A 26,049-nucleotide genomic window follows, 5' to 3' on the forward strand; every position below is an offset into this window, starting at 1 on the left:
GTGAGCCTAGTAGTGTCATTTTGAAGGACAGAGGAGATGTGTATCGTGAGTTTACCCATCGTGTTTATCCACAGAGATGATGAGGAGCATGTCGGTATATGCATGCAACAGGCCAAAACCAGCAACCCTTCTTCTCGTGTCATTCTGATTGGGAGTCCTGCAAACAAGCGTCTTTGTGGCAATAACATCGAGCATTACCTGTTGAGCAACTACAATCAAAGCGCCCAAATCTTCTCTACGCATTACAAGCACTCCTCCGCCATGAGCAGCTACGCTTACAATCTGTTCTGCTTTTTGCGCTGGTTCGTTCTGCGTGATTTTATGAGGAGTCAAGGTATCGAGCGCTGTTGGTATTTCGATTCGGACGTGATGCTATACACCGATATTAGCCAGCTCAACTACGCAGAGCTCACCAATTTTGAGATTGAGTACACGTGGACAACAACCTGCGAATTAAGCATGCTTGATCAATTATGCGACTACATGACCAAGTTTTTCCGCGATCATCTTCACTATCAAACCCTGCTTACCTATGCGAAAGAAAACGGAGATGTACCCGTGTCAGATATGGTGCTGTTTGTCTTTTTTCACAATTACGCCCTTCGGCGCAGTGCTACCTATGGCATGATCGCAGCTGGTTTTTTTGACCATAACCTGAACTGTCCGTTTCCTCCCTTCTCTCCGCAAATCCACAGCCTGGATAATAAAAAGCAAATTTATCAAAAGAACGGTATTCTTTATTCCAAATTCATAGAAAAGGAGGACTACCTCAAGGTTCATTCTCTACACTTTCAAGGACACGCGAAGGGATATATCCCTTACTTTCGCTCACAGGACATCCCGAACACAGATGATTATATGTATTTCGACTATCCGACCTGCAAGTGGGTACCTGCCGAGCCCTGATCCCATTAATTTCCCTTTGGAAACGAGCTGTGCGCCGTGCCATTTTTTCACGTTTTTCCATATTCATAATATGTTAAGCTGTTCATCCTTCGCTATGAGCATCATGGACAGGGGGGATTCGTTTCATGAAGGCATTGATTACCGGAGTAACAGGATTTGCCGGCAGTCACTTGGCTGAGTATCTACTGTCGCGGGGAGATGTGGATGTATATGGCACATTCCGGTCCCTTACCAAAAAGGAGCAGCTGGGGCAATTAATGGACCGCGTGCATATGGAAAACTGTGAATTAAAAGATCCCCAATCTGTAAATGAACTCATCCAGAAAATAAAGCCTGATCTCATTTTTCACCTGGCTGCACAAAGCTTCGTCCCCACCTCGGTGCTCTCGCCTACCGATACGATGGTGAACAATATTGTGCCACAGCTAAATTTGTTCGAGGCCGTACGCAACCATGCTGTTCCGTGCAAGATTCAAATCGCTTGCTCCAGTGAGGAATACGGTTTGGTCTATCCTGAGGAAATCCCCATCAAGGAGACCAATCCCCTCCGGCCTCTCAATCCATACGCTGTCAGTAAAATTGCCCAGGATTATCTCGGATATCAATATCATCACAGTTACGGTCTGGCGATCATCCGTACCCGGACGTTTCATCATACAGGTCCGAGAAGAGGCGAAAGCTATGTAACCTCCAATTTTGCCAAGCAAATTGCCCAGATTGAGCTCGGTCTGCAAGAGCCAAAAGTACATGTTGGGAATCTCGATGCGATTCGAGACTTCACGGATGTACGGGATATTGTGAAAGCGTACTGGTTGGCTATTACGCGAGGCGAACCAGGTGATGTATACAATATATCCGCGGGTACCCGTTATACCATCGAGGACATGTTAAAGACGCTGCTGGCGCTAACTGATGCGCAGGTAGAAATACACGTAGACACGAATCGGTTGCGCCCCTCTGATGTAGACATCGTACTGGGTGACTCTTCATTATTTCGCGAAAAGACGGGATGGGGGCCCGAGATCTCTTTCCAGCAAACGATGGAAGATTTATTGAATTACTGGCGATCCGTGCTGCGCCAACCTAACAACTCTTGAAAACGTCGAGTGGATGATTAGAAAAAATCAGGAGGAAACTTTTTATGGCCATGCAATCCCTTCCTCTCGTAAGTGTCATCACCCCTTCGTACAATCAGGCAAAATTTATCAAACGAACGATCGATAGTGTACTGACACAAGACTATCCCCATATTGAGCATATTGTGGTCGATGGTGCCTCAACTGACGGGACACAGAGTATTTTGCAGCAATACAGCCATCTGGGGGACCGCTTCCGCTTTGTTTCTGAACCAGACCGTGGTCAATCCCATGCCATCAATAAAGGATTACAAATGGCGCGTGGTGAGATTATCGGTTGGTTGAATTCAGATGATACGTATTTTCCCGGTGCCATTCGAAAGGCTGTGGCATCCTTGCAGCAGCATCCTGATTGGGGCGTGGTATACGGAAAAGGGCTCCACATTGATGAAAATGACAAAGTAAAGTATCCGTACATTTGGGTAGAGTTTGACAGAAAAATATTGTTTCATTTCAACCTCATCTGCCAACCCGCTGCTTTCCTGCGCAAGCATGCCTTTGAAGCAGTCGGCGGTGTAAATGAAGAGCATGACTGGTGCATGGATTACGATTTGTGGAACCGGATTTCCCTGCATTATCCGATTGGAACGATACCGGAATTCTTGGCTAACTCACGCTTATATGATGCATGCAAAACGTTTGTCTATGAATTGGAGCCAGGGTTCTCCGAAATTTTGAAAACAAGCGTGAAGCACCATGGCACCATCTCGAATGAATGGCTCTATCACTACACGCAGAAGCATTACAAACAAGGAGCATTTTGGTTTCTCCACAAGCTGAGAGCGTATCATGCATTCGGACCCTCTCCCCAAATCATTGCATCCAACCGCTACTCGGACGCATGGGCTCCCCAAAACCTGCGAATGACCATCGAAGCCAGCCATGGACCGATGCACGCTTTGCTTATCAAAGGAAGCAACCATAACATCGCCCCTCTCTTGCATTTCCATGTCTTGAGGAATGGAACACTCATTCACAAATTCCAAGTTACCCATGCCCGTTTTCAAGTCGTGATTCCCATTACCTCTGAGGGAAAGCAATGTGAAGTGAGTATTTTTTGCAGCCAGCAGATCCTTCAGGACCACCCCAACAATCCTGAAGCCAAACGATCAGTCAGTTACCACCTAGAAGAAATCCTCCCGCTTTCTTATGAGGAGTACCAATTTTATCAGGAATTCACCAAAGGCAAGACCCATATCGAAAAATGGGTAAATCGCAGAGTCCCTTCGCCTCGAATTTGAATGCGGACGAGAAAGGCAGGTTGACATGAATTGAATCTGGCGAAAAAACGGATTGTGGTTACTGGTGGATCAGGATTTCTAGGAAGCCACGTCGTTCATCAATTGCGCAAGCTGGACTGTACCGACATCTTCATCCCTAGAAGCCATGAATACGATCTTCGCAAAGAACATGATGTGAACAAGATGTTGCAAGATTTCCGTCCCCATATCATTCTTCACTTGGCTGCCGTCGTCGGCGGAATCGGCGCGAATCAAAAAAATCCCGGAAAATACTTTTACGATAATTTGATGATGGGCACCCAGCTCATGGAGCAATCCCGTTTATTCGGTGTCGAAAAATTCGTAGCCATCGGAACCATTTGCTCCTATCCGAAGCACGCCCCCGTTCCGTTCCAAGAAGAAGATATTTGGAATGGTTATCCTGAAGAAACCAATGCTCCGTATGGCTTAGCAAAAAAAATGATGCTGGTGCAATCGCAAGCTTATCGCGAGCAATACGGATTCAATTCCATTTATTTGCTCCCTGTCAATTTGTACGGTCCGGGCGACAACTTTGATTTGGAAACCTCACACGTCATCCCTGCCATCATCCGAAAATGTGTGGACGCTATTCGCAATGGCGAGAAGAAGATTGTGCTCTGGGGAACAGGTAGTGTCACACGCGAGTTCATTTATGTTGAAGATGCCGCACAGGCGATTATTGCTGCAACCAAGAGCTACGATCAATCCGAACCAGTCAATATCGGTTCCGGTCATGAAATTTCCATTAAAAGCTTGGCGGAAACGATCAAGCAACGAAGCGGATTCCAAGGAGAGATCGAATGGGATCAAACCAAGCCTGACGGACAACCGCGCCGCCTTTTGGATGTGACCAAAGCAAAAGAACGGTTCGGCTTCACGGCCCAAACTTCCTTACTCGCCGGATTGGAGAAAACGATCGCTTGGTACATGGCACATCCTCACGCACAAGGGAGGATCCCTACATGAGGGTAGGAATAAACTTGATGTCCGTGATTCCTGGCAAAATCGGCGGGATGGAGCAGTATGTCAGGAACTTGCTGGCCTACTCAATGAAAGCAGGGGACGGCCATCAGTGGTTTCTTTTTTTATCGTCTCACAATTTCCATACCTTTGAGGCGCAACCGAATGTCAGGAAATTCATGGTCCCCGATCAAGGAAATGTTCATGCGATGTTTCACTTCTGGATTAACTCCCTGCAGCTAAACTTGTGGTTTTGCCCTCTGCTTGTCTTGAATCCAGCCGATGTCACCATTCCTTCTGTCATCAACATTCCTGATATCCAACACGAGTATTACCCGCAGTTTTTCGATGCTCATTCCTTGCGCTGGCGGCTAGACAACTACAAATCGTCCGCACAGCGTTGCAGTGCCGTTCTGACTCTCTCGGAGTTTTCCAAGCAAACGATCCTGCAAAAATTTGGGCTTCCCCCGCATAAAGTACACGCGATCCACCTGGATGCCTCGCGGGAATTTTCCTTGCCGCATAATGAGGCACTCAACCAACAGGTTCTGCAAAAATATAAGCTGCCCAGCGACTACGGCTTTTTCCCCGCCAATACATGGCATCACAAGAATCACCTGAATGTATTCAAAGCCCTCGTCACTTTGCGAGATAAACACAATATACGGATTCCTATGGTTTTCACCGGTTTTGCACAAGAGGCTCATGAAAACGTCATGAACTACATCACGAATAACCAGCTGTGGAACCAAATCAAATGGCTCCATTACGTACCACAGGAAGAGATGCCTTACTTGTATCGGAATGCCCAGTTCCTTTGCTTCCCTTCCCTTTTCGAAGGCTTTGGCATTCCGCTGGTAGAGGCCATGAAGTCCAACATTCCAATCGTTTGCTCCAATGCAGGGAGCATTCCTGAGGTGGTAGGTGACGCTGCTCTCACTTTCGATCCGAATATTTCCGATGATATTGCAGTGAAACTCGCCCATCTTTATTTGTCACCTGACGCAAGAGCAGAGCTGGTTGCCAAAGGCATCCATCAAGCAAAGCATTTTTCGTGGGAGAAATGCGCGCGCGAAACACTTGCTGTCTTTTCTTCCGTCGCACGCTAATTTCATTTGAAAGGAGGTCATCTTTGTATGTCACGCATGCAACAAATTCGGGAGACGTGGAGGAAGGATCGCCGAATCCCGTTTCCGTTAACCGAACAAGAGACTTGGGATTTTTGGCTATTGGAAGCACCGACAAACGATATGAAAAAGTCGAAGATCAAGCATATAGCAAAAACGATGGGCATACGCACCTTGATCGAGACAGGTACATTTAGGGGCGACATGCTGCAAGCGATGAAAAACCATTTCGACTTGCTCGTTTCTATCGAGCTGGATGAAGCTTTGTTTATCGCTGCAAAAGAGAAATTCTCTGGTGACAGCCACATCCATATCCTCCACGGTGACAGTGGAAAAATATTAACCAACCTGATGCACTCTGTCACAACACCTTGCCTGTTTTGGCTGGACGGTCATTACATTCCCCGCTCAACTGAGGCAGCCAAAGGAGACCTGGACACCCCCATCTTGCAGGAACTTGCTGCCATCCTGCAGGATTCTGTTCAAAATCACGTCATTTTGATTGATGATGCTCGTTGCTTTATTGGCCCCAATCCATTGCTGAAGGATTATCCTACTATCCAAGAGCTACGAGAATTCGTTCACTCTATTCGTCCTGATCTCTTATTCGTCGTAGGAAATGACATCATCATGATCTACAATCCACTTGAAGGAGCAACGAATTCGATGAAGAAAGTTGACTTTCACCTGCCTTTTGACAATAAAACCTTTACCGTCTATGGGGATGACTCTGATCAAAGCGTCCTATTCTTTATGGACTACTACAAAGGATACTATGAAGACTATGTCATTCTTCCGCTGAAAAAAATCGTACAACCTGACCATGTTTGCCTAGACATCGGTGCGAACATCGGAGCGATATCACTCGCCCTGAGCTATCTCGTTCCCCAAGGAAAGGTTTACGCATTCGAGCCCTCGGATGCCAATTATCCTTATCTCCTGCGAAACCTGTCCGAGAATCACATCACCAATGTCGAGCCACTTCAGCTAGGAATTGCCGACCGGAACGGGCACATTCATTTTACTGACGACCCACGTGGAGGCGGATGGTCTTACATCCCGCATGAGCCAAAAGACGTGGCGAAATCCACTCAATTTATATCATGTGTCAGGCTGGACGACTGGGTAGAACAGAATATGATCTCGCGCATCGATCTCATTAAAATCGATGTGGAAGGTTCAGAGGTCGTCGTCTTGGAAAGTGCTATGCGCACACTGAAGCAATGGGACCCGGATGTGATCATTGAATTCAATCCAGAAAGCATCAAGGAAAATTTCGGCCGACATCCGCTCGTGCTATACACACTGCTGGAAAAATTGTTTACCCATCTGTATATGTTTAAGCGGGATAATACAGTGGTGAAAGTAAAGAACTACAACCATTTATTAGACGAAATGAAGCCTTTCCACGCTGATCTGTTCTGCACAAACAAGACTTTCCTCGATTAAGCGCACACGATAAAAACATGGCTGCAGGCTCGCCATGTTTTTTGTTTCGTTGCTATTTGAAATCGGCCATTACCTTTCTCAATCCATCCTCCAGCTTCACTTGAGGATTCCACCCTAGTGCTTGCAGCAGTCGAATATCTGCTTGTGAATGCATGATTTCCAAGTCTTTATAAGCAATCGATCCGAACTTCAGGACCGTTCTTGATTGGGTCATCTGATGAGCCAGTTCTGTAAACGCTCGGATCGAGGTAGCACTACCTGTCCCCACCTGGTATTCAGTAAATCCAGCAGGTAGATGGGCAGTATGCGCCAACAGCACGCGGAAGGCAGAAACTACATCATCCACATAGATAAAGTCCCTTGTTTGCTTTCCTTCTGTCAGCCTTAGTTCAGGCTGATTTTCGAGACAGCTTTTGATGACAGAAGGGACAAATTTATTCGCACTGTCATAGGGACCATACATATGCTCCAGCCTGACGTTGATGAATGGCAGGGAAGTCGTTTCTGCTAGACATTTACCCCATTCTCTAAACTGACGCTTCGTCAAATTGTATGGTTGTAGATGGCTGGATAATCGGACGGGCGCACTGGAAAACGTATCTGTATTCAGAAAAACAGGGGTGCCAGAGCGCATGCCCACATCCAGTAGCTTCAGCGGAAAGCTCACATTGGCCTCTACCATCACGGCATTGCTCTCGTTGTTTCGTCCATAACAGGTTGCCGTATGGATGATCGCATCGATTCTCCCCTGCTCGAAAAAAGGAGCTTCCCATTGCCCGCGATCCGTATCATACGGAATCAAATCAGGTAAAATGTCTTGGATACGCGAGCAATCGGAGGTGCTCCTTTTCAAAATGATGATGGTATGTCCGTCCCGCCGCAGCGCTTTTACGAGCTGGCTTCCGAGAAAGCCTGTCGCGCCGGTCACAAGTATCTTCATTCGGGATCGCTCCCCTTCACCTGCTTGGCTCTCTTTTTATATCCAGTTCAAGTCGATGTTGTGAATTTGTTTTTCTTGCATGACCCTCCGAAAGTGATCGGCTTTCGTTTTCAAGTCTTCGATGAGCCATTCATGATTTTCTACGACGATTTTTTCTATTTGCAGGTGTAAATTTTGCTCTACGATTTTTTCGAGCAGTTCAAATTCTGCCCCCTCGATATCTATTTTGATTAATTTGATCGGACGATTGAGCCTTTGGATGAACTGGGTCAAATCGATTACCTCTACCTCTACATACTTATTAGGATTCGTTACTGGATGATTGTTCAAAAGAGAAGAAGCATAAGCAGCCCCTGCCGGATCAGTATGGTAAAGATCATGCAAATGCAAGCGCAGCTTGTCGTTTTTATGCCAAACCGCTTTGTTTATACATACGACATTAGGGTATGAGCCAACCCTTTTTTTCAATTCCTCAAATACGTATGGATTCGGTTCAAACGCAAAGACGAGGGCACCTTTATCCGCCATTTTTTGCGTAATGACCCCGTAATTTGCCCCACAATCGATAGTGATGTCGCCGCATCCAATTGGAGAAAAAACTTCTTCGCTGTTTTCGTTTAATTCGCCCACTCCTGCTTCCTCCTTCATGTTCGGCTGGTTGCCCATGCTGCCTTTCCGGATTTCCACAGTTCTTCCAAGTAGTTTTTATCTCTAAGCGTATCCATTGGATGCCAAAAACCGGTATGCTTGAAGGCCATCAGTTGATTTTCCTTTGCCAAGCTCTCCAGCGGCTCTTTTTCCAATACCGTCTCATCACCCGCAATATAGTCAAATACGCCCGGCTCCATGACAAAAAAACCAGCATTAATCCACCCGCCATCCCCTTTTGGCTTCTCTTGGAATCCTGTTACGGTATTCCCATTGGTAATATCCAATGCTCCGAATCGGCCTGGCGGTTGGGTCGTGGTGATCGTTGCGAGTTTTTTATGCGCACGATGAAATTGAACCAGCTTTTCAATATCAATGTCGGATAAGCCATCTCCATACGTCAGCATGAATGTTTCTTCTCCCACATATTTTTGTATTCGCTTCACTCTTCCAGCTGTTCCTGTGTCTTTCCCCGTATCAATCAATGTGACTCGCCACGGAGCAGCATTGTGGTTGTGGAAAGTGACCTGATTGTCGTTACGAAAATCAAACGTCACATCAGAATGGTGAAGGAAATAGTGCGCGAAGTACTCCTTGATCATATAGCCTTTGTACCCGAGACAGATGATGAAATCATAGAAACCATACTTGGAATAAATGGACATGATATGACAAATGATGGGCCAATCACCGATCTCAATGAGCGGCTTCGGACGAAGATGCGTTTCTTCTCCAATGCGCGTGCCATACCCTCCTGCTAGAATGACGACTTTCATTGGCTGCCCTCCTTCCTAGTTGTTCACTTGGCCCTATCTGAATACGCTGTGATTTGGTCCAAACAGATCTCCCTTACGTCTTGCTTTTGCTCATAAGCCTTATGCCAAGAAATGATACTGTCCAAGGTCTGTTCGAGCGACCACTTGGGCATCCAGCCTACTACGCTTTTTGCTTTGGAACAGTCCAGCTTCAAATACTGGGCTTCGTGCCATTGTGAATCGGTTCGTTCTGTTTCAAAGCTGGCCCCAGCTCCCCATCGCTCACACAATTGCTGGACGATCCACTCTACCGATTTGGCATCATCGTCATTCGGACCAAAATTCCAGCTCTGCGCGTAATCCTTGCCATTCCGCCACATTTTTTCAGCGAGCATCAAATACCCTTTCAATGGCTCAAGGACGTGCTGCCACGGTCGAATCGCGTTTGGATTTCGGATGATGATTTTCTCTCCCTTTATCAAGGCACTCAGGCAATCCGGTATCAGGCGATCAAGAGCCCAATCACCGCCGCCTATCACATTGCCTGCTCGTGCTGAAGCAATCGCTACACCATGCTGGTGATACTGGTCGGGGTGAAAAAAAGCATTGCGATAGGAGGCAGTCACTTGCTCCGAACATGCTTTGCTGTTGGAGTACGGGTCATAGCCGCCCAACACATCCTGCTCACGGTACCCCCACACCCACTCCCGATTTTCGTAAACCTTATCCGTCGTAACATTGATGATTGCTTTAATTTTCATTCCATTTTGCACAGCTACTCTCGCCGCTTCGAGTACATTCACCGTACCCATGACATTGATTTCGTAGGTTTCCGCCGGATATTGATACGACAAACGCACCAGCGGCTGAGCAGCCATATGGATGATGATATCCGGGTTTGCTTGGTTGATGGCTTTTTGAACACTTTCCTTCGACCTGACATCATCGATGATCGAATCAACCAATGTGCTGATCTGGGCACACTCAAAAATACTCGGATTTGTCGGAGGCGACAGCGCATACCCTGTCACCTTCGCCCCTAAGCCATGCAGCCATAAGCATAGCCATGCCCCTTTGAACCCCGTATGACCTGTAATCAACACTTTTTTGTCTCGCCAGAATGCTGGATCAATCATTGTGATCACCGTGCTTCCCAATCTGCTCCAGAATCGCTGACCACGTCATTCCGAGTCGAACGATATCTTCTTCCACCAACCGACTTCCCATCTGTACTTCGATGAATTCCAGCTCATTCGTTGCTTTGATTGCATGTTTGGCCCCTACCGGAATCTGCAATACGTCACCTGGACCAACCTGGCGCAGCTGATCATCCAAAATGAACTCACCGCAGCCCTCTACGATCATCCAAACTTCGCTACGGTGGTGATGGTACTGATAGCTCAAATTTTTCCCAGCGTGTATATGAATCCTTTTCGTTAATACCTCTACGTCGTCTTCATTCTTTTGAAAATGCATAACCTGATACCATCCCCAGCGCCGCTCTTCATACATTGGGCGCTTTGTCCAATCCAAAGCCAAATTTTTGACCATATGACTTTGTTCCTTGGAAGAAACGAGGATGCCATCCGGACTGGCTGCCACGATCATATCCGATAGACCGATGGACACGATAGGTATGTCCAATTCGTTGATAACATGTGTATTCGTGCAACTCACATCAAGCAACACCTTACCGATCGCATTCCCGCTCATTTCTTCCGTGAGCGTATTCCATGTCCCCAGGTCCTTCCAGTCTCCGTCATACGGGAGAACGACTACTTTCTCTGCCTTTTCTACGATCTCATAGTCAAAGCTGATGGCAGGCATTTGGCTATATTGCTCAAGCATGCGGTTGTATTCAGTAGGCAATCCTTTTTGCTCCAATGCGCGAATCAGATAGCCCAATCGAAAAGCAAAAATTCCACAATTCCACAGGGCCTTCTTTTCTACTAAATCCTGCGCTTGCTCAAGTGACGGCTTTTCTTTGAAGCTTTTTACTTTTTGATAGGCATGAGACCTTTTCCCCAGATCCGATTCTGATTCTGGATGTGGAACAATATAACCGTATTTCGTAGATGGATACGTAGGTTTTACTCCGATTAATGCGAGATTCGCGCCTGATCTGAGTATGACGTTCTCCAGCTCCTTGATCCTGTCCATGAATCGATCCTCAACAAATGGATCAACAGGCATGATGGCTATGACCTCATCCGGGTCCATTGTCAAAGCAGAGTAGAGATAGGTCACCGCTAGTGCAATGGCAGGGAAGGTATCCCTTTTTTCCGGCTCCACGATCAAGGGAACGCCTTCACCTAGTTGGCTTTGGAGCAAATCAACATGCGATCGGCCTGTTGAAATATAAACAGGCTCCGACCAATTGCGCGAGGCCAGCTGTCTCCATACTCGTTGAACCATCGCCTCTGGTTGGTCATGTGCATTGCGTATCAGCTTCAAGAACTGTTTGGACCTGACATCATTGGAGAGCGGCCACAGCCTTTTCCCTGAACCACCCGATAGTAATATCAGTTTCACCCAGGCCACCTCTATCCGTTTATCGTGTTGTATGCACCATCTTATGCGTTTGTCGTAGTGGATGCTCTATGGTCCAATGAAAATGGTCGAATAACACGAGAATGATAGAAGCCTATAAAAACCGAATCCAACGATTGGACATGTAATCGAAAATGTAAGAACCTGTTTGGGGGAGATAGGGAGCTGTGAAAAACTTCATATGGTGCTTCGTGTATCCTTGAAAATGAAGAGAAAATAGCGGCAGATATAGACTCGTTGCCTTATCCTTGCAGCATAGGGCACCATTGATCGAGTAAATTTTCTTAAACCCATACAAATTCTCCACCGAAGCAGACTGCTGAATATTGCCGTCAATAAAGCCATCATGAAACAAGCCGTTCGTAATTTGGTAATTCTTCAATTGTTCAAGAAATAGCAAGGCCAGCACCATATCTGTAATTAAAGGCTGATTGAATCTTACGTGATCCTTTCTTCGCATCGTGTAATGGATGACTTTGGCGAATGCAATCGGATTTGCAAACTGAGACGTCATGAACTCGCAAAATTGTTCTAGATTTTGACTATCTACGAAATTGGTCCATACGAATTCCATCATAAAGTTGTCAAAGCGCGGATGGTTCACGTCGGTAAACAGCATGACATCTGTATCGATATAACAGCATTTCGGAATCTGATGCTTTTTCATAAACGCCAACAAAATAAACCATCTTTGAAAACAAAACCGATTGTACTCATAGGGCATGAAATGAATATGTTTATAGACTCTTGTCATTTCGACAGCGGCATACATGTAATCATCTATCATCTCGTGAACGATGCCATTCGTAGCATACCTTCTGTTTCCTCCATTCCCTATTAAAAAGACGGGCGAATGGGGGTTGCTTCTTTTCGCTTGCTGCAAGCTGTATGTGAGATATTCATCGTCCCCGCGATGGATGATCACAATGGGTAAGGCCATACTCTTTCCGCCTCCTTTTTCTCCCCATACTTTATGTATGTGACAGACAACGAGAAACGGGCATATGCCTTTTTTCCGAAAACCTGCTTGTTACCAAGCAACTTTACACCTGCTTGGGACGAAATTAATGCATTTATATCATTCCCCCCAGCACTGTCCGAACATATCGTAAAAGGCGAGCACTCTCCAATGAAGGGGGACATGTCGATGGGAAGATTTTGGACAGATCAAGAAATCCTCGATGAGATCAACAAACGGCGATGGTACCATAAAATCGCGCTGCGACCCGGTATTGTCACTCCCGGGATTACGCTTCTGGAAAATGTATGGAATATGACCCGACAATCCAGAGAATATATCCAGTATTCGGGGAAACGCGTCCTAGATCTCGCTAGCTTTGACGGGATGTGGGCTTTTGAAGCGGAGCAACGAGGGGCAAATCTTGTCGTGGCTACGGACTGTATGCAGCCTCTCTATTTGAATTTTGAGTTTTGCAAGAACATCCTGCAAAGCAAAGTTTTGCCGTTGTACAATACCAGCCCTTATAAACTATGGGAAGGGCTGCAAGTATTGCTGATGGACGATTTTATAGAACCACTGCTGTTCCCTCAGCAAATTCGGCACAATCAATTTGATGTCGTCCAGCATCTTGGTCTGCTCTATCATCTGCGCGATCCAATGTGGACATTGTCGCAATGCCGAAGCGTGATTAAACCAGGTGGGCATCTCTTGTTGGAAACTGCCTGTATTTTGGATACGAACCAATCGATCATGGTCTACAACGGAGCTCCTGGACAAATGAACCGGATTTACAAGGACGATACCACTTGGTGGTTGCCGTCCGTACTTTGCATTGAAGAAATGCTGAAGGGCACACTGTTTGAAGTCATTCCTGAATCGGTTCGGACCATCCACTCCGGCAGAGCAAACAATTACGACGCCGGTCGTATCAGCCTCGTGGCAAAAGCCATTCCTGGCAGCGCGATCGACCATAACTGTCACGCGGAATTGCTCCGTATATTCCGCAATCCAGGGATCGTTCCGGACTACCTGTAATATCCGGTAAAAATGAAATCGGGTGCACAAGATCAACGATGCTTGTGTACCCGATTTTCCATTCTTTCATAGTCTGATGGTAGTGCATGCATTTTTTATGATGGAAAGATGGGAGTGAATCTCGTGTCCCACTCACAGCAACCATTAGTGAGTATCATTACCCCCTCTTACAACCAAGGCCGGTTTATTCGTGAGACAATAAATAGCATATTGACCCAGGACTATGCAAACCTTGAGCATATCGTGGTAGATGGAGGCTCGACTGACGATACGCTCTCCATCTTGCAAGAATATGCACAAAAAGATCCGCGCTTCCGTTTTATTAGTGAACCGGATCGCGGACAGTCTCATGCGCTTAACAAAGGGTTGGCGTTGGCAAGAGGGGAAATCATTGGCTGGCTGAATTCAGACGACACCTATGTACCCGGCGCCATTTTGAAGGCTGTTCACGCTTTTGCGAGTAACCCGGCCTGGGGAATGCTTCATGGCAATTGCTATGTGATCAATGAGTATGGTCAAGTATCCACCAGCTATCCGTCAGAACAGGCTGATTCCAAGAAGTTGTATCAGAGCTGCGTGATTTGCCAGCCATCCGCTTTCATCAGAGCCCACGTCTTCAGGCACATGGGGGGCGTTGATGAAAAATTGCAATTTTGCATGGATTACGACCTGTGGATGCGCATTGCCAAATTTTACCCCATCGGTTATCTGCCCCAGTATTTAGGAAATGCTCGAATCCACACGGCGTGCAAATCAGCTACCAAATGGCATTCCGTCGGCGTACCAGAAGTTTTACGATCTCTTGCGAAAAATTATTCATCCATACCCAGCCATTGGATTTCGTACGTTCCACAATACAAAGGCATGGGGGTACTCGACCTGTTGCGGATCTATAAGTCCTTCCCATCCAATACAGCCCGAATCACAAGTATGAATCGGGGGATGGACTTGTGGGCGCCCCCTGTACTGCGCGCGATTGTAGAATCGGACCCTTCTGCACCTGCGCAAATGTTGTTAGTAAAGGGAAAAGTCCCTGGTTCCCCCGTAAAATTGCCGAAGCCATTTGTTTTGACTGCGCTTGTGAATGGCATAAATGTAAAAAGTTTTACTGTTGATAAACCCACCTTTGCCCTCGAAATTCCACTCGATCCGAATGCCACGACGCTTCGTGTGGACATCGCTTCTTCCAGTGTCGGTTTACCGAGCACCCCTCAGGTCCAACAAAGAATTGCAGGGGGATACATGGCAGAAGAGATTATCCCTCTTTCCTATGACGAAGTGATCGTGTACAAAGCTTTTTCGAGGAGCTAACCTCTTACTTAATTCGAGTATAGCTTCGTCTCAATGACAGCCGCCGCTCCGGCTATGGCAAGCAGGAGCAACAAAGGATAGGCGGCTGGCACATACATATACAACCCAACGATCAAAGCGCCCACCCAAACTCCCATGCACCAATGGCAGCTCAACAATCTCCCTATCCATCGGCGCACCTTCCCGCCTTTAAAATGAAAGTCCCGAACCATTTGGCCCGACTCATCGGGTACATATACTACCTGGTAAAATGGGTTTCGCAGAAAAGACGTGATCTCATCAAAAACAATCAAATGCGTGAGACGAAAGCTTGCTAGCACGAGGATGATCAGGTCGATCCAAGAGAGGTCAAACATTCCACCTCCACCTCTTTCCAATATTTTGTGCTTTTCTCATTTGTTCCACATTTAGTACCATTGTGGTGCGACAAATCAGAGAAAGGCGTGATGAGATGAATCGCAACATGAAGAAGATTGCAACTATCCTTTCCCTGTCCGTCCTCGTTACCATGATCGGACAACCTGCATTTGCGAAAACAACCTTTACCTCTTTGAAAATAGGGATGAAAAACACGCGCGTACTTGAAGTGGAAAAGATGCTCGATGCGCTCAATTACGACTACAAGCTGGTAGTGGACAAGATCTACAACAGCAACACAGCTTATAACGTCAAAGCGTTCCAAAAAAAATACAAGCTCAAGCAAACAGGCATTGTAAACAAAGCTACTTACGATAAACTGAAGAGCGCGTACAAAGCACTCAATCAGAAACCGACTACACCACCAGTTACACCTTCCAAGCCCTCTGAGCCAAATGAGTCCAATGATTCCGTTACGTTGAAATTGGGTGCTAGCGGTGAACGCGTGAAGGAATTGCAAACGATGCTCGCTGGCCTCGGATACAAAGTAACCGCATCGGGACAATACGATGAATCTACGCGCTTTGCCGTCATGCTGTTCCAGTCGCGCAATAAACAACCGTTGACTGGTGAAGCAGACGCCAAAACCTATACGGCGATTCAAACTCAATACAAAAACAATCCCGTACAGCCCAAACCAGATCCGAAGCCAACCGTCCCAACAAATCCAACGCCTCCCATAACACCGGGTAAGCCTGAGCAACCACAAAAACCTGGTACTGGCACGCAAGTTCCGCTTCCCGCTGAATTGACTGCTGAGGAAAAAGAAATGGTTCAACTCGTGAATCAAGAGCGCACCAGCCGTGGGCTCGCACCTTATCAAGTGGACATGCAATTGGTGAAAGTTGCACGTGTGAAAGCCCAAGAGATGGTCAACAAAGGTTACTTTAGCCACACGTCTCCCACTTACGGCTCACCGTTTCAAATGATGGATACTTTTGGGATTCGCTATTTGGCTGCTGCTGAAAACATTGCCCAAAACTATTCTGTAAGCAGCGCCCATCAAATGTTCATGAATTCTTCCGGGCATAAAGCCAATATCATGAGTCCAACTTACGACTATGTAGCCATTGCTGTCGTAAATGGCGGTCCGCACGGAAAAACGTTCGTACAAATGTTCTTAAAAAAATAGAAGCGCGGAACGGAAAAGCCATCATTTCTGCTGAAATGGTGGCTTTTCTTCCATATTAAAAAGACACAGCGATCCGGTTATTGGCTGAAAAGTGTACCGTCTGATCGTTGCACAGCACGACACCCTCAACGACTATCCCCTTCCCCGCTTCTTGTTTCATAAAAGAAATCTGGAAGTTTTGGAACGCTTCCGTCGATTCCGGGGGAATGGATACAGGCTGGATCGGCGCTATCCAGTATTCCCCTCTCTCCATCGCTTGGGCAAACCAATCGTCTTCTAGGTATTTCCATCCTTTTAAGCCCGATGTACCTTGCACGGCCATCGTCTCTACGAGCTTCGGCGGCAATACCTGCCCTCCCATTTTGATCGAATCGACAGGCGAGACGCGCAGGCAAACGATTGGATTGTTCAGTTCAACGTTCCCCGTATTTTTCACCTGAAGTGTACCAATTAACAGGTACGGCTTCTCAATTGATTCGGAGTGAATCAACGTGTAATCAAAATACACTTCTGCCGATGTACGCAAATCAACGTGTTCAGGCACTTCTTCCACCGGATGAATGGTCACTACTTGTTCCAGCAGTTCTTCTTCTGCCAAGATCAACAGCTCTTCCCGTTCACTGTCTGCTTCACTGTTTGCTTCACTGCTTAATTCACTGTTTGAGTCACTTGCCTCATTAGTCGGCTGGTCACTTTCCTGAATCGTGCTTTGTTCCTCTGCCAATGGCTTTTCGTCTGCCACCTGCTTGCTCTCCTTGTCTGAGGTAAGTAGCATAGTGGAATAAAACAGCTTTAAAATGTTGGGGGGTAAAAACGCCATTGGTTGAATGTGTAATCCATTTTGGAAATACTCTAAAACCCCTGACGCTAAGTGGAGGGCAATTTTTTCCGCATAGACCTTACGATTGTTCACATCCGTATAAAGCGGCAACTGCAACTGAATGTGAACAATCGATGGTTGCTTTTGGTTTTTGAGTACTTTATAGTGACACGGGATTCCTGACTGCTGCATTTCTGTCCGCAAACACTTCACCAAATCTTGCCGCTTTTCATCCTCCGACTGAAAGAAAATCAATCTCGGTTTTTCGAGGGTTCGCATTTCCTTCAAACTGAAACGTATGGCGACATCCGTATTTTTAGCCAGAGCTGAATTGTTTTGGCTTAAGACAACCTCCATACCGCTATCAGAGAGAAATTTTTGAACGTTCCCCAATACCTCCCACTCGTATGCGGTCGCTCCTGAAGATATTCCCGTAAAAAGAACGCAAACTTTTCCTTTCAAGCCCGAATCCAGGTCAACTCTTTTATTCGTCGAATCCCAGTTCAATTGAAAGCCATTTTGCTTGCAAAACAAACGAAACGCTGGCAGTGCCGCGTACGGCATGGTCCCGCCACGTTGACCACTGTAATAGACCTCAACATCCATTCCCATCTCTCCTCACGACACTTTCCTTCAGTCCGCGATATTGTATGAATGCCCAGTGTCCAAAGTGAACATTTTTGGCGATGACTGTTCCGAAGAAGCGCTTTGCGCATACGATGGCTACAGAAAGGAGTGGTCATATGCCCACCTCACAAATGCCCCTGATCTCCATTATCATTCCTGTAAAAAATGAGGGGGACAATGTGCGTTCTACCATCACTTCCCTTTTGAATACAAGAACCACGTATCCGTATGAAGTGATTGTAGTCGATGATGCCTCAACTGATAACGGTTGTCATTTTTTACAAGGCCAAGGACAAAATGAAAAAATAAAATTAATCACTACAGAAGGCATTGGTGCAGCAGCAGCACGAAACCTGGGCGTGAATCATGCCCGCGGCAACTACTTCATTTTTTGCGATGCGCATCTGTCTTTTGAAAACTTTTGGATCGATCGCATGATGGAGCTCATTCTTACAAAAAAAGCAGATGGCGTTGCTCCCGGAATTGCTTCCATGACGGAGCCACATAAAATTGGATATGGGCAAAATCTGAATCAAAAGCTCGAGATTACCTGGTATCCAAAGCCATCAGGCCCGGCACCAGTTGCGATATTGCCAGGGGGATGCTTCCTGGTCACCAGAGAGGCTTTTATGAAGGTCGGGGGTTTTGATCGCGGTTTTCGCATATGGGGTTTTGAAGATATCGAGTTTTCCATCAAAATGTGGCTGTTTGGATATACGTGTATGATCCAGCCATCCGTAAAAATTTTGCATTTATTTAGGCAAGCTCACCCTTACACAGTTGCACATGAGCACATTTATTACAATATGCTTCGAATGGCGTACAGCCATTTTAACGAACAGCGGATTGAGGCAGCGAAAAAACTTGTGCTCTACGCAAATGCGAGTGAAATTGCGGATGATGTGCTTACGTGCGGGGCTGCCGCTCAGCGAGTTCGATACAATGCCCAAAGAAAATTCGACGACAATTGGTACTTTCAAAAATTTCAAATTCCGTTCTGATAAGATAGTGACCTAAAAAATAGGCGCATGCTCAACATGCCAAACTCCCGTTGCCCACATAGTATGTAACTGCAAAGCAAACTCCCTAGGAAAGGAAGGATTCTTACGGTGAAACATCACGTGAAGCCCATTATGGGTCGCCAGCTCCCTACACCGACGCCTACAGCAACTCCTCCTATACCGAACAACCTGCAGGAAGAGTGCATTCGCGTCAACAAGGTGTATGACTGGGTAGTATTAGCGAACAGCTACCGAAACAAGATTGCCCTTCCCGACGATTGTCAAGCTCTGGTAGACGCTGCCATTCGTGCAGGGCAAGATATCACGATCTCCTGCGTTGAACCTGTTGCTCCAGGTCCTACTTGCAAAGTCGTCAGTATTCGCCGCGAGAACATTACAGTCAACGGGACCACTGTTCGGGTCGGGGTCGTTCGCTTCGTGTTCGGAGCCACTGTGCTCGTTCGCGTTTTCGCAGATGGAACACCTCTCTGCGAATTCACAACAACAGTGCAATTCGATCAGGAAGTTGTTCTCTGCCTGCCTGAACCACTCGATGAGGACAATATCCTGTGCCGAATCAGTGCTTTCGAGTGCTCACCGACTGGTACCGTTCTCCTCGGTGGCATGGTTCAACTCGACGTCATTGTCTGCGTAGAAATCCAGGTAGAAGCAGAAGTGAAGCTGGAAGTATTGGCAAAATTCTGCGCTCCGCGTCCAAACAATATTCCAATTCCATCGCCAACGCCATCTTTCCGTTGCCCGCCGATCACATTCCCGCCACAATGCCCACCAATCTTCCCAGTACGCAACTGCGATTGCCAGGCGTCCGTCAACGCATTGATACCAAACATCTCTATCTCCATTGGTATCCCACTCACCATTGCCGTCGGTACTATCCAGCTCCTCGCAGATATCTGCCCAAGTTGCGATCCATCCAGCAGCTCGTTTACCTTTAACTTCTTTGATGCTCTCCTGCCTGATGTCCTTGGCGATCAAAGCTTCAGCTTCTCGCCAACGACCATCAGCTCTCCGACATGCATTACCGTACTGCCTATCCTGCCAATCGTGACAGGTCTGATCGTAACAGGTACTGGTGTACGGACATTCACAGCAACAGGTGCACAAGAAACGATGACTTACTCTCTGACACTCGCCGAAACTGGACTCGGCCTGCCAGACGTAATCATTCTGACACTCACCGACGTTAATGGTGTCCTCGTCTTCAGCGCCACAATCACAGTCGTTCCAGACGAACAATTGCTGGTTGCTGATTGCATCACGTTCGGGGATATTGTCATTACCTCTCCGTAATAAAAAAATATTCGTTTCCAATCAGGCGGGAGAAGACCAACACTTCTCCCGTTTTTTCTATCGTTTTTCTATAGATAATCAGTCACGACAATACAGGCACCAATTCCCAACCCGTACATATGTCTATATGGGAATGCCAGACGGAAAAAGGAGGACAACACTGTGTACAAAAGGAGAATCTCCAATGCGAACAAGTCGAAAGAAAACGAGAAGCTCCTCCTGCTAAAAAAACAAGCACACTACTACGAAGAGAAAGCAAACCAACTCATGCAAGAAGTGTGGCACCTACAAAAGCAGATAGAGGAAACGTCCCAAAAAAACGAAGCATACAGAGAGCACCTTGAACACTTGAATCAGACCCTCCACGATTTGGACAGCAAAGGGACAGAATGGAAGCAGCGCTTGAACGATTCACAAGACATGCTACAAAAAATGAAGGGCAAGCTCGACTACTGCGAGCATCTCCTGAAACAGCGCGAAAATGCCATAACCGACCATCAGGAAACAGAGGCAAAACTAAAAAATTCAATCGACAGCTTGCAAACCGAGATCAGAGAGCAACGAAAAGGTCCACGGTTGGAAGAAATCATGTCCAAACATCAAGCGCAGGAATCACACTTACGCGAGCACATTGAATTACTCCAACGTCGAGTACAGAGCTACGAACAAAAAGAGGCACAATGGCAAACAACGTTACACGAGCAAGATCAGCAGCAGCAAAGTCAAATCGAGGAGCTCCTACATGAACGCCAGCAGCATTTAGACAAGATCGCACATCTGGAGCAGCAACAGCTTACGTGGAAAAAAGCTTTGGATAATGTGAATAAAGAGTTTGAGTGTGCGCAGATGAGTCAACAGGAGCAACTATTCAAAATTGAATCTTTGAATCAGCAATTGGATGACGCACGGGCACGAGAAGAGCAGACACTCTCTGACCTACAGCAGTTTTCAGAAGCAAGCGCAAAATGGAATCAGCGGGAGCAAGAACTACAAGTGCGGGAGGAAGAACTACAGGTGCGGGAGCAAAACCTCTACGCATTTGAGCATAGTCTCCAGACGCAGGAGCAGGAACTTCAGGGTATGGAGCAAGAGTTGCAGGGGCAAAGCCAAGAACTGCATTCCCTAGCGTGCAGCCTACGGACGAAAGAACAGGATCTACTCTCTCTCGAACAAGACATCCAGACGCAGGGGCTAGAACTGCAGACTCAGACGCAACACCTTCAAGCACGGGAGCAGGAACTTCAGGGTATTGAGCAAGACCTTCATGGGCAAGGACAGGAACTGCAATCCCAAGTGCATAGCCTGCAAACAAAAGAGCAGGATCTACTCTCTCTTGAACAAGACCTCCAGACAAAGGAGCTAGAGCTGCAGGCTCAGACGCAACACCTACAAAAACGGGAGCAGAACCTTCTCGGTCTTGAACAAGAGCTGCAGACGCAATGGTTAGATCTGCATTCTCAAGCGCATAACCTGCAGACGAAAGAACAAGAGCTGCTCACTCTCAAGCAAGAACTCCAGACGCAGGGGCTGGAAATGCATTCTCAGACACAAGATCTTCAAGCACGGCAGCAGGAGCTTCTCGGTCTTGAGCAAGAGCTACAGGAGCAAGGCCAAGAACTGCATTCCCTAAAACATAACCTGCAGACGAAAGAACAACAGCTGCTTGTTTTCGATCAAAAGCTCCAGGCTAAGGAGCTGGAACTACATTCTCAGACAAAAGACCTTCAAGCTCAGGAGCAGGACCTTCTCGCTCTTGAACAAGCGTTACAAGCGCAAGGACTAGAGCTGCATTCTCAGGCGCAAGACCTCCATGTACGGAAGCAGGATCTACTCGCTCTTGAGCAAGAGTTGCAGTCACAAGGGCAAGAGCTGAAATCCCAAGCGCAGAACCTGCAGACGAAAGAACAACAGCTCTCGTCCAATGAGCTAGAGCTGCAGGCTCAGACGGAAGATCTCAATGCGCGGGAGCAGGACCTTCTCACTCTTGAGCAAGAACTGCAAACGCAAGAGCAAGACCTTCATTCCCTAGCGCAGAACCTACAGACGAAAGAACAACAGCTATCGTCCAAAGAGCTAGAGCTGCAGGCTCAGACACAAGACCTCCATGCACGGGAACTGGAACTTCACGGTCTCGAGCAAGAGCTGCAGACACAAGAGCAAGACCTTCAGTATCTAGTGCATAACCTGCAGACGAAAGAACAACTGCTCTCGTCCAATGAGCTAGAGCTGCAGGCTCAGACGGAAGATCTCAATGCGCGGGAGCAGGACCTTCTCACTCTTGAGCAAGAACTGCAAACGCACGAGCAAGACCTTCAATCCCTAGCGCAGAACCTACAGACGAAAGAACAACTGCTCTCTTCCAAAGAGCTAGAGCTGCAAGCTCAGACGCAAGAACTCCATGCACAGGAACAGGACCTTCACGGTCTCGAACAAGAGCTGCAGACACAAGAGCAAGACCTTCAGTCTCTAGAGCAGAACCTACAGACGAAGGAACAACAGCTCTCTTCCAAAGAGCTAGATCTGCATTCTCAGACACAAGAACTCCATGCACGGGAACAGGACCTTCACGCTCTCGAGCAAGAACTTAAAACACAAGGGCAAGACCTTCAATCCCTAGCTCAAAACCTGCAGACGAAAGAACAACTGCTCTCGTCCAAAGAGCTAGAGCTGCAAGCTCAGACGCAAGACCTCAAAACGCGGGAGCAGGACCTTCTCGATCTCGAGCAAGAACTTAAAACACAAGGGCAAGACCTTCAATCACTAGCTCAAAACCTGCAGACGAAAGAACAACAGCTCTCGTCCAAAGAGTTAGAGCTGCATTCTCAGACGCAAGACCTCCATGTACGGGAGCAGGACCTTCTCGATCTCGAGCAAGAACTGCAGACACAAGGGCATGACCTTCAATCCCTAGCTCAAGACCTGCAGACAAAAGAACAACAGCTCTCTTCCAAAGAGCTAGAGCTGCATTCTCACACGCAAGACCTCCATGCACGGGAGCAGGACCTTCTCACTCTTGAGCAAGAACTGCAAACGCAAGAGCAAGAACTTCAGACACAAGAGCAAGACCTTCAATCCCTAGCTCAAAACCTGCAGACAAAAGAACAACAGCTCACCTCCAAAGAGCTAGAGCTGCATTCTCAGACGAAAGACCTCCATACACGGGAGCAGGACCTTCTCACTCTTGAGCAAGAACTGCAAACGCAAGAGCAAGAACTTCAGACACAAGAGCAAGACCTTCAATCACTAGCTCAAGACCTGCAGACAAAAGAACAACAGCTCTCTTCCAAAGAGCTAGAACTCCATTCTCACACGCAAGACCTCCATGCACGGGAACAGGACCTTTACGCTCTCGAGCAAGAACTTCAAACGCAAGGGCAAGACCTTCAATCCCTAACTCAAAACCTGCAGACAAAAGAGCAAGAGCTAACAACCCTCGAACAAGAGCTTAAAACTCGAGGGCAAGACCTTCTCACTCAGACGCAATACCTTCAAGCGCGAGAGCAGGACCTTTACACTCTCGAGCAAGAGCTGCAAGCGCGAGGGCAAGACCTTCTCTCACAGAATCATAACCTCCATACGAAAGAACACGAGCTGCTCACTTTCGAGCAAGGGCTACAGGCGCGAGATCAAGATCTTCTCTCGCAGACACGAGAACTGCAAGCACGGGAAGAAGAACTTAACGATTATGAACAAGATCTGCAGGCGCAAGGAAAAGAGCTACAGGCTCACTCGCAGGCATTGCAGGTTCAAGAACAAGAGTTCAAGACCCAGGAACAGGAGCTTAGAGAGTGGGAGCAAGCCAACCTCTCTCAAGAGCAAGCACTTCTGACTCATAGCCAGGAACTGCAAGTTCAAGAACAAGGCCTTCAATCCCGAGAACAAGCGCTGCAGGTACGCGGGCAGGAGCTTCTCTCTTATGAGCAGGAAATCCACTCCCACGAGCAAGAGTTACTCACAATGAAGCAAGAGCTGAACGCGCGAGATCAAGAGCTGCAAAACCAAGAACAGGAGCTGCAGACTCAAGAGCATATCCTACACACTCGTGAACAGGAGCTGCTTACTCGGGAGCAAGAGCTAAACACATTGGAACTGGCACTACTCTCTCAGGAGCAAGAAATCCAAGTTCAGAGCCAAGATTTGCAAGCCCGGGAGCAGGAGCTACAAGTCCAAAATCAAGATATTTACACCCGAGAGCAAGAACTCGAAGCGCATAAACAGGATGTACGCACAAAAGAGCAAGAGCTAGAAGTCACTCGCCATGAGATGTTGCAAAAAGCAATAGATCTCGAACAAAGCTGGACAGCAAAGCACGAAGAGATTTCTCAACAATTAACAGAAGCTCTCCTTGAGCTGGAAGCAGTACGGTTAACGAAAAATCAACTCATCGCTGACTATAAAAAGCTGGCCGAATCTCATTCACTTCATGAACAAGAATTGCAGCAAAGCCTACAAAAACGCGACGAAGAAATACAACGAACACAAAACACCGTTAAGAGTCTCCAGTCGGAGTTAAAAGAAACACAGCAGCAAGTAGCAAAGGAACAGGATCGTAATAAAGCTTTTCAGCAACAAGTGAAGGATACCGACGAAAAGCTCGCGAACCTCTCTCTTCAAAAAAATAAATGGAACGAAGCCCTGGAGAAAACAACCCAAAAATATGACTCCTTGTTAACGGAAAAAGAAAAAGCCATTGAGGAGTTTACAACACAGGAACAAGTGTTGAAGAAGACGATAACCGGACTCAAAAACATGGTGAAAGAACTCCAGAACAACGAAGTAAAATACAAACAAATCATTAAAGAATTCACGCAAAAAGAAGCGCGAACGACCAAAGCCTTCAGTCAACTCCAGCAAAATCCCCAATTCCAGCCAAACACCCAATTCCAGCAAAGCTCCCAATTCCAACCAAACACCCACTTCATGCCTAGCTCCGATCCCTCCAGTCAGCAATTATCTTCCACACCAGTAAAAATGCAGATGCCCTATCCCCCAAATGCCAACGCCTTCAACCCGTTTCGATGAAAAAGTGAAAATGTGCGAGCGCCGTTACCATGTGAATCTATCCTGAATACAACATAATACAGTCCAGAAAGGGAGGAAAAACCATGACACCTGAACAAATGCGTGCACTGTATCAACAACGTCAACAGCATCAAGTCCATTCAGCCCAGCGTCCATCGAGAATGCCGCCATCACCATTGCCAAAATCCGGTCCGGTTCACAAAGTCCAACCGTCCGTGCAGACTAGAACAAGTGGAGGTTGCTGCGGCAGGCGTTGGCAGGGCTAATCTTATAGAGACCCCCTTTTCCCTGACCCGTGCAGTCTGGGATGAAATCATCCGAGATTCCCTGGAGAAGAAGCCAAATGAAACGTGCGGATTGCTTTCCGGTAGAAATGGGAGTGCACAGACGGTTTGGCGTATGGAAAATATATTAAAAAGCCCGGTCGCCTTTGCCATGGACCCAAAGCAGATTCAACAGGTTTTCCACAAAATGGCGTTGCGCGGGGAGCATTTGGTCGGGATCTATCACTCCCATCCTACTGCCCCCCCCATACCGTCACCTGAAGATATTGCTTACTGTCATTACCCGGAGGCCGCGTATCTCATCGTATCGCTCGCTTCTCCCCAACCAGTTCTCGGCTGTTTTCGAATCGAGGGGTCTTTTGCTCGGATGCATCCTTATTCAGTCCGTAACTAAT

22 protein-coding genes are annotated in these 26,049 nt (G+C 47.1%); 14 read left to right on the top strand and 8 right to left on the bottom strand.

Going from position 1 to position 26,049, the window contains the following annotated elements; all coding sequences use genetic code 11:
- Nucleotides 1-36 precede the first annotated feature (36 nt).
- The 6 genes from C7R93_RS09975 (at nt 37) to C7R93_RS10000 (ending at nt 6,840) form a co-directional block, all read left to right on the top strand.
- Nucleotides 37-906, top strand: a complete 870-nt coding sequence (locus C7R93_RS09975; RefSeq protein WP_244191495.1) for a hypothetical protein — start codon at nt 37-39, stop codon at nt 904-906.
- Between the two features lie 125 nt (nt 907-1,031).
- Complete coding sequence (locus tag C7R93_RS09980; protein ID WP_106838664.1) at nt 1,032-2,003, top strand: GDP-mannose 4,6-dehydratase; 972 nt, start codon at nt 1,032-1,034, stop codon at nt 2,001-2,003.
- A gap of 44 nt (nt 2,004-2,047) precedes the next feature.
- Nucleotides 2,048-3,283 carry a glycosyltransferase family 2 protein gene (locus C7R93_RS09985; RefSeq protein WP_106838665.1) on the top strand — a complete coding sequence of 412 codons (1,236 nt, stop codon included), beginning with the start codon at nt 2,048-2,050 and terminating at the stop codon, nt 3,281-3,283.
- Between the two features lie 30 nt (nt 3,284-3,313).
- On the top strand, nt 3,314-4,270 hold the full coding sequence (locus C7R93_RS09990; RefSeq protein ID WP_106838666.1) for a GDP-L-fucose synthase family protein: 957 nt from the start codon (nt 3,314-3,316) through the stop codon (nt 4,268-4,270).
- Nucleotides 4,267-5,373 (top strand): glycosyltransferase family 4 protein, encoded by a 1,107-nt coding sequence (locus C7R93_RS09995; protein WP_106838667.1) that lies wholly within the window; start codon nt 4,267-4,269, stop codon nt 5,371-5,373. Before C7R93_RS09990 ends, C7R93_RS09995 begins: the two co-directional genes overlap by 4 nt.
- A 27-nt stretch (nt 5,374-5,400) precedes the next feature.
- Nucleotides 5,401-6,840 (top strand): FkbM family methyltransferase, encoded by a 1,440-nt coding sequence (locus tag C7R93_RS10000; RefSeq protein ID WP_106838668.1) that lies wholly within the window; start codon nt 5,401-5,403, stop codon nt 6,838-6,840.
- A gap of 52 nt (nt 6,841-6,892) precedes the next feature.
- On the opposite strand, the gene C7R93_RS10005 is transcribed toward C7R93_RS10000, so the two are convergent.
- The 6 genes from C7R93_RS10005 to C7R93_RS10030 form a co-directional block, all read right to left on the bottom strand.
- Nucleotides 6,893-7,780 carry an NAD-dependent epimerase/dehydratase family protein gene (locus tag C7R93_RS10005; RefSeq protein ID WP_106838669.1) on the bottom strand — a complete coding sequence of 296 codons (888 nt, stop codon included), beginning with the start codon at nt 7,778-7,780 and terminating at the stop codon, nt 6,893-6,895.
- A gap of 36 nt (nt 7,781-7,816) precedes the next feature.
- Nucleotides 7,817-8,410, bottom strand: coding sequence for an FkbM family methyltransferase (locus C7R93_RS10010; RefSeq protein WP_106838670.1), 594 nt, complete (start codon nt 8,408-8,410; stop codon nt 7,817-7,819).
- Between the two features lie 14 nt (nt 8,411-8,424).
- Nucleotides 8,425-9,204 (bottom strand): glucose-1-phosphate cytidylyltransferase, encoded by a 780-nt coding sequence (gene rfbF, locus C7R93_RS10015; RefSeq protein ID WP_106838671.1) that lies wholly within the window; start codon nt 9,202-9,204, stop codon nt 8,425-8,427.
- Nucleotides 9,205-9,227: 23 nt separating this feature from the next.
- The gene (gene rfbG / locus C7R93_RS10020) at nt 9,228-10,319 is read right to left on the bottom strand and encodes a CDP-glucose 4,6-dehydratase (RefSeq protein WP_106838672.1); all 1,092 of its coding nucleotides are present in this window, start codon (nt 10,317-10,319) and stop codon (nt 9,228-9,230) included.
- A complete protein-coding gene (locus tag C7R93_RS10025) occupies nt 10,312-11,715 on the bottom strand; it encodes a sugar phosphate nucleotidyltransferase (protein ID WP_106838673.1) in 1,404 nt (467 codons plus the stop codon). The genes rfbG and C7R93_RS10025 overlap by 8 nt, the downstream gene beginning before the upstream one ends.
- 112 nt (nt 11,716-11,827) lie before the next feature.
- Nucleotides 11,828-12,673: a hypothetical protein gene (locus C7R93_RS10030; RefSeq protein ID WP_106838674.1), complete on the bottom strand. Its 846-nt coding sequence runs from the start codon at nt 12,671-12,673 to the stop codon at nt 11,828-11,830.
- 207 nt (nt 12,674-12,880) lie between these two features.
- Here C7R93_RS10030 and C7R93_RS10035 point away from each other — a divergent pair, with 207 nt between their 5' ends.
- Complete coding sequence (locus C7R93_RS10035; RefSeq protein WP_106838675.1) at nt 12,881-13,729, top strand: DUF1698 domain-containing protein; 849 nt, start codon at nt 12,881-12,883, stop codon at nt 13,727-13,729.
- Between the two features lie 123 nt (nt 13,730-13,852).
- The gene (locus tag C7R93_RS10040; protein ID WP_106838676.1) at nt 13,853-15,040 is read left to right on the top strand and encodes a glycosyltransferase family 2 protein; all 1,188 of its coding nucleotides are present in this window, start codon (nt 13,853-13,855) and stop codon (nt 15,038-15,040) included.
- A gap of 8 nt (nt 15,041-15,048) precedes the next feature.
- On the opposite strand, the gene C7R93_RS10045 is transcribed toward C7R93_RS10040, so the two are convergent.
- Nucleotides 15,049-15,396 (bottom strand): DUF1360 domain-containing protein, encoded by a 348-nt coding sequence (locus C7R93_RS10045; protein ID WP_106838677.1) that lies wholly within the window; start codon nt 15,394-15,396, stop codon nt 15,049-15,051.
- A 107-nt stretch (nt 15,397-15,503) separates the two neighbouring features.
- On the opposite strand from C7R93_RS10045, the gene C7R93_RS10050 reads away from it, so the two are divergent.
- Nucleotides 15,504-16,589, top strand: a complete 1,086-nt coding sequence (locus tag C7R93_RS10050; protein ID WP_244191496.1) for a peptidoglycan-binding protein — start codon at nt 15,504-15,506, stop codon at nt 16,587-16,589.
- A gap of 55 nt (nt 16,590-16,644) precedes the next feature.
- Here C7R93_RS10050 and C7R93_RS10055 read toward each other — a convergent pair whose 3' ends face one another.
- A complete protein-coding gene (locus C7R93_RS10055; protein ID WP_106838679.1) occupies nt 16,645-18,015 on the bottom strand; it encodes a hypothetical protein in 1,371 nt (456 codons plus the stop codon).
- Nucleotides 18,016-18,152: 137 nt separating this feature from the next.
- On the opposite strand from C7R93_RS10055, the gene C7R93_RS10060 reads away from it, so the two are divergent.
- From C7R93_RS10060 to C7R93_RS10075, 5 genes are all read left to right on the top strand, one after another.
- Nucleotides 18,153-19,037: a glycosyltransferase family 2 protein gene (locus tag C7R93_RS10060; protein ID WP_106838680.1), complete on the top strand. Its 885-nt coding sequence runs from the start codon at nt 18,153-18,155 to the stop codon at nt 19,035-19,037.
- Nucleotides 19,038-19,145: 108 nt separating this feature from the next.
- Entirely contained in the window at nt 19,146-20,348 is a 1,203-nt protein-coding gene (locus tag C7R93_RS10065) for a BMQ_0737 family morphogenetic spore coat protein (RefSeq protein ID WP_106838681.1), read from the top strand.
- Nucleotides 20,349-20,510: 162 nt separating this feature from the next.
- Entirely contained in the window at nt 20,511-25,370 is a 4,860-nt protein-coding gene (locus tag C7R93_RS10070) for a hypothetical protein (RefSeq protein ID WP_106838682.1), read from the top strand.
- Between the two features lie 83 nt (nt 25,371-25,453).
- Nucleotides 25,454-25,636, top strand: a complete 183-nt coding sequence (locus C7R93_RS30610; protein ID WP_244191497.1) for a hypothetical protein — start codon at nt 25,454-25,456, stop codon at nt 25,634-25,636.
- The gene (locus C7R93_RS10075; protein WP_244191498.1) at nt 25,602-26,048 is read left to right on the top strand and encodes a M67 family metallopeptidase; all 447 of its coding nucleotides are present in this window, start codon (nt 25,602-25,604) and stop codon (nt 26,046-26,048) included. The genes C7R93_RS30610 and C7R93_RS10075 overlap by 35 nt, the downstream gene beginning before the upstream one ends.
- The last annotated feature ends 1 nt before the right edge of the window (nt 26,049 follow it).

Source organism: Brevibacillus fortis, assembly GCF_003013395.1.
Taxonomy (GTDB): Bacteria; Bacillota; Bacilli; order Brevibacillales; family Brevibacillaceae; genus Brevibacillus; species Brevibacillus fortis.

Coding starts and splice junctions, on each gene's coding strand:
- C7R93_RS09985 (WP_106838665.1), top strand. CDS start 2,048: ATGGCCATGCAATCCCTTCCTCTCGTAAGTGTCATCACCCCTTCGTAC.
- C7R93_RS09980 (WP_106838664.1), top strand. CDS start 1,032: ATGAAGGCATTGATTACCGGAGTAACAGGATTTGCCGGCAGTCACTTG.
- C7R93_RS10000 (WP_106838668.1), top strand. CDS start 5,401: ATGTCACGCATGCAACAAATTCGGGAGACGTGGAGGAAGGATCGCCGA.
- C7R93_RS10045 (WP_106838677.1), bottom strand. CDS start 15,396: ATGTTTGACCTCTCTTGGATCGACCTGATCATCCTCGTGCTAGCAAGC.
- C7R93_RS10050 (WP_244191496.1), top strand. CDS start 15,504: ATGAAGAAGATTGCAACTATCCTTTCCCTGTCCGTCCTCGTTACCATG.
- rfbF (WP_106838671.1), bottom strand. CDS start 9,204: ATGAAAGTCGTCATTCTAGCAGGAGGGTATGGCACGCGCATTGGAGAA.
- C7R93_RS10035 (WP_106838675.1), top strand. CDS start 12,881: ATGGGAAGATTTTGGACAGATCAAGAAATCCTCGATGAGATCAACAAA.
- C7R93_RS10060 (WP_106838680.1), top strand. CDS start 18,153: ATGCCCACCTCACAAATGCCCCTGATCTCCATTATCATTCCTGTAAAA.
- C7R93_RS09975 (WP_244191495.1), top strand. CDS start 37: ATGTGTATCGTGAGTTTACCCATCGTGTTTATCCACAGAGATGATGAG.
- C7R93_RS10055 (WP_106838679.1), bottom strand. CDS start 18,015: ATGGATGTTGAGGTCTATTACAGTGGTCAACGTGGCGGGACCATGCCG.
- C7R93_RS10005 (WP_106838669.1), bottom strand. CDS start 7,780: ATGAAGATACTTGTGACCGGCGCGACAGGCTTTCTCGGAAGCCAGCTC.
- rfbG (WP_106838672.1), bottom strand. CDS start 10,319: ATGATTGATCCAGCATTCTGGCGAGACAAAAAAGTGTTGATTACAGGT.
- C7R93_RS10030 (WP_106838674.1), bottom strand. CDS start 12,673: ATGGCCTTACCCATTGTGATCATCCATCGCGGGGACGATGAATATCTC.
- C7R93_RS09995 (WP_106838667.1), top strand. CDS start 4,267: ATGAGGGTAGGAATAAACTTGATGTCCGTGATTCCTGGCAAAATCGGC.
- C7R93_RS30610 (WP_244191497.1), top strand. CDS start 25,454: ATGACACCTGAACAAATGCGTGCACTGTATCAACAACGTCAACAGCAT.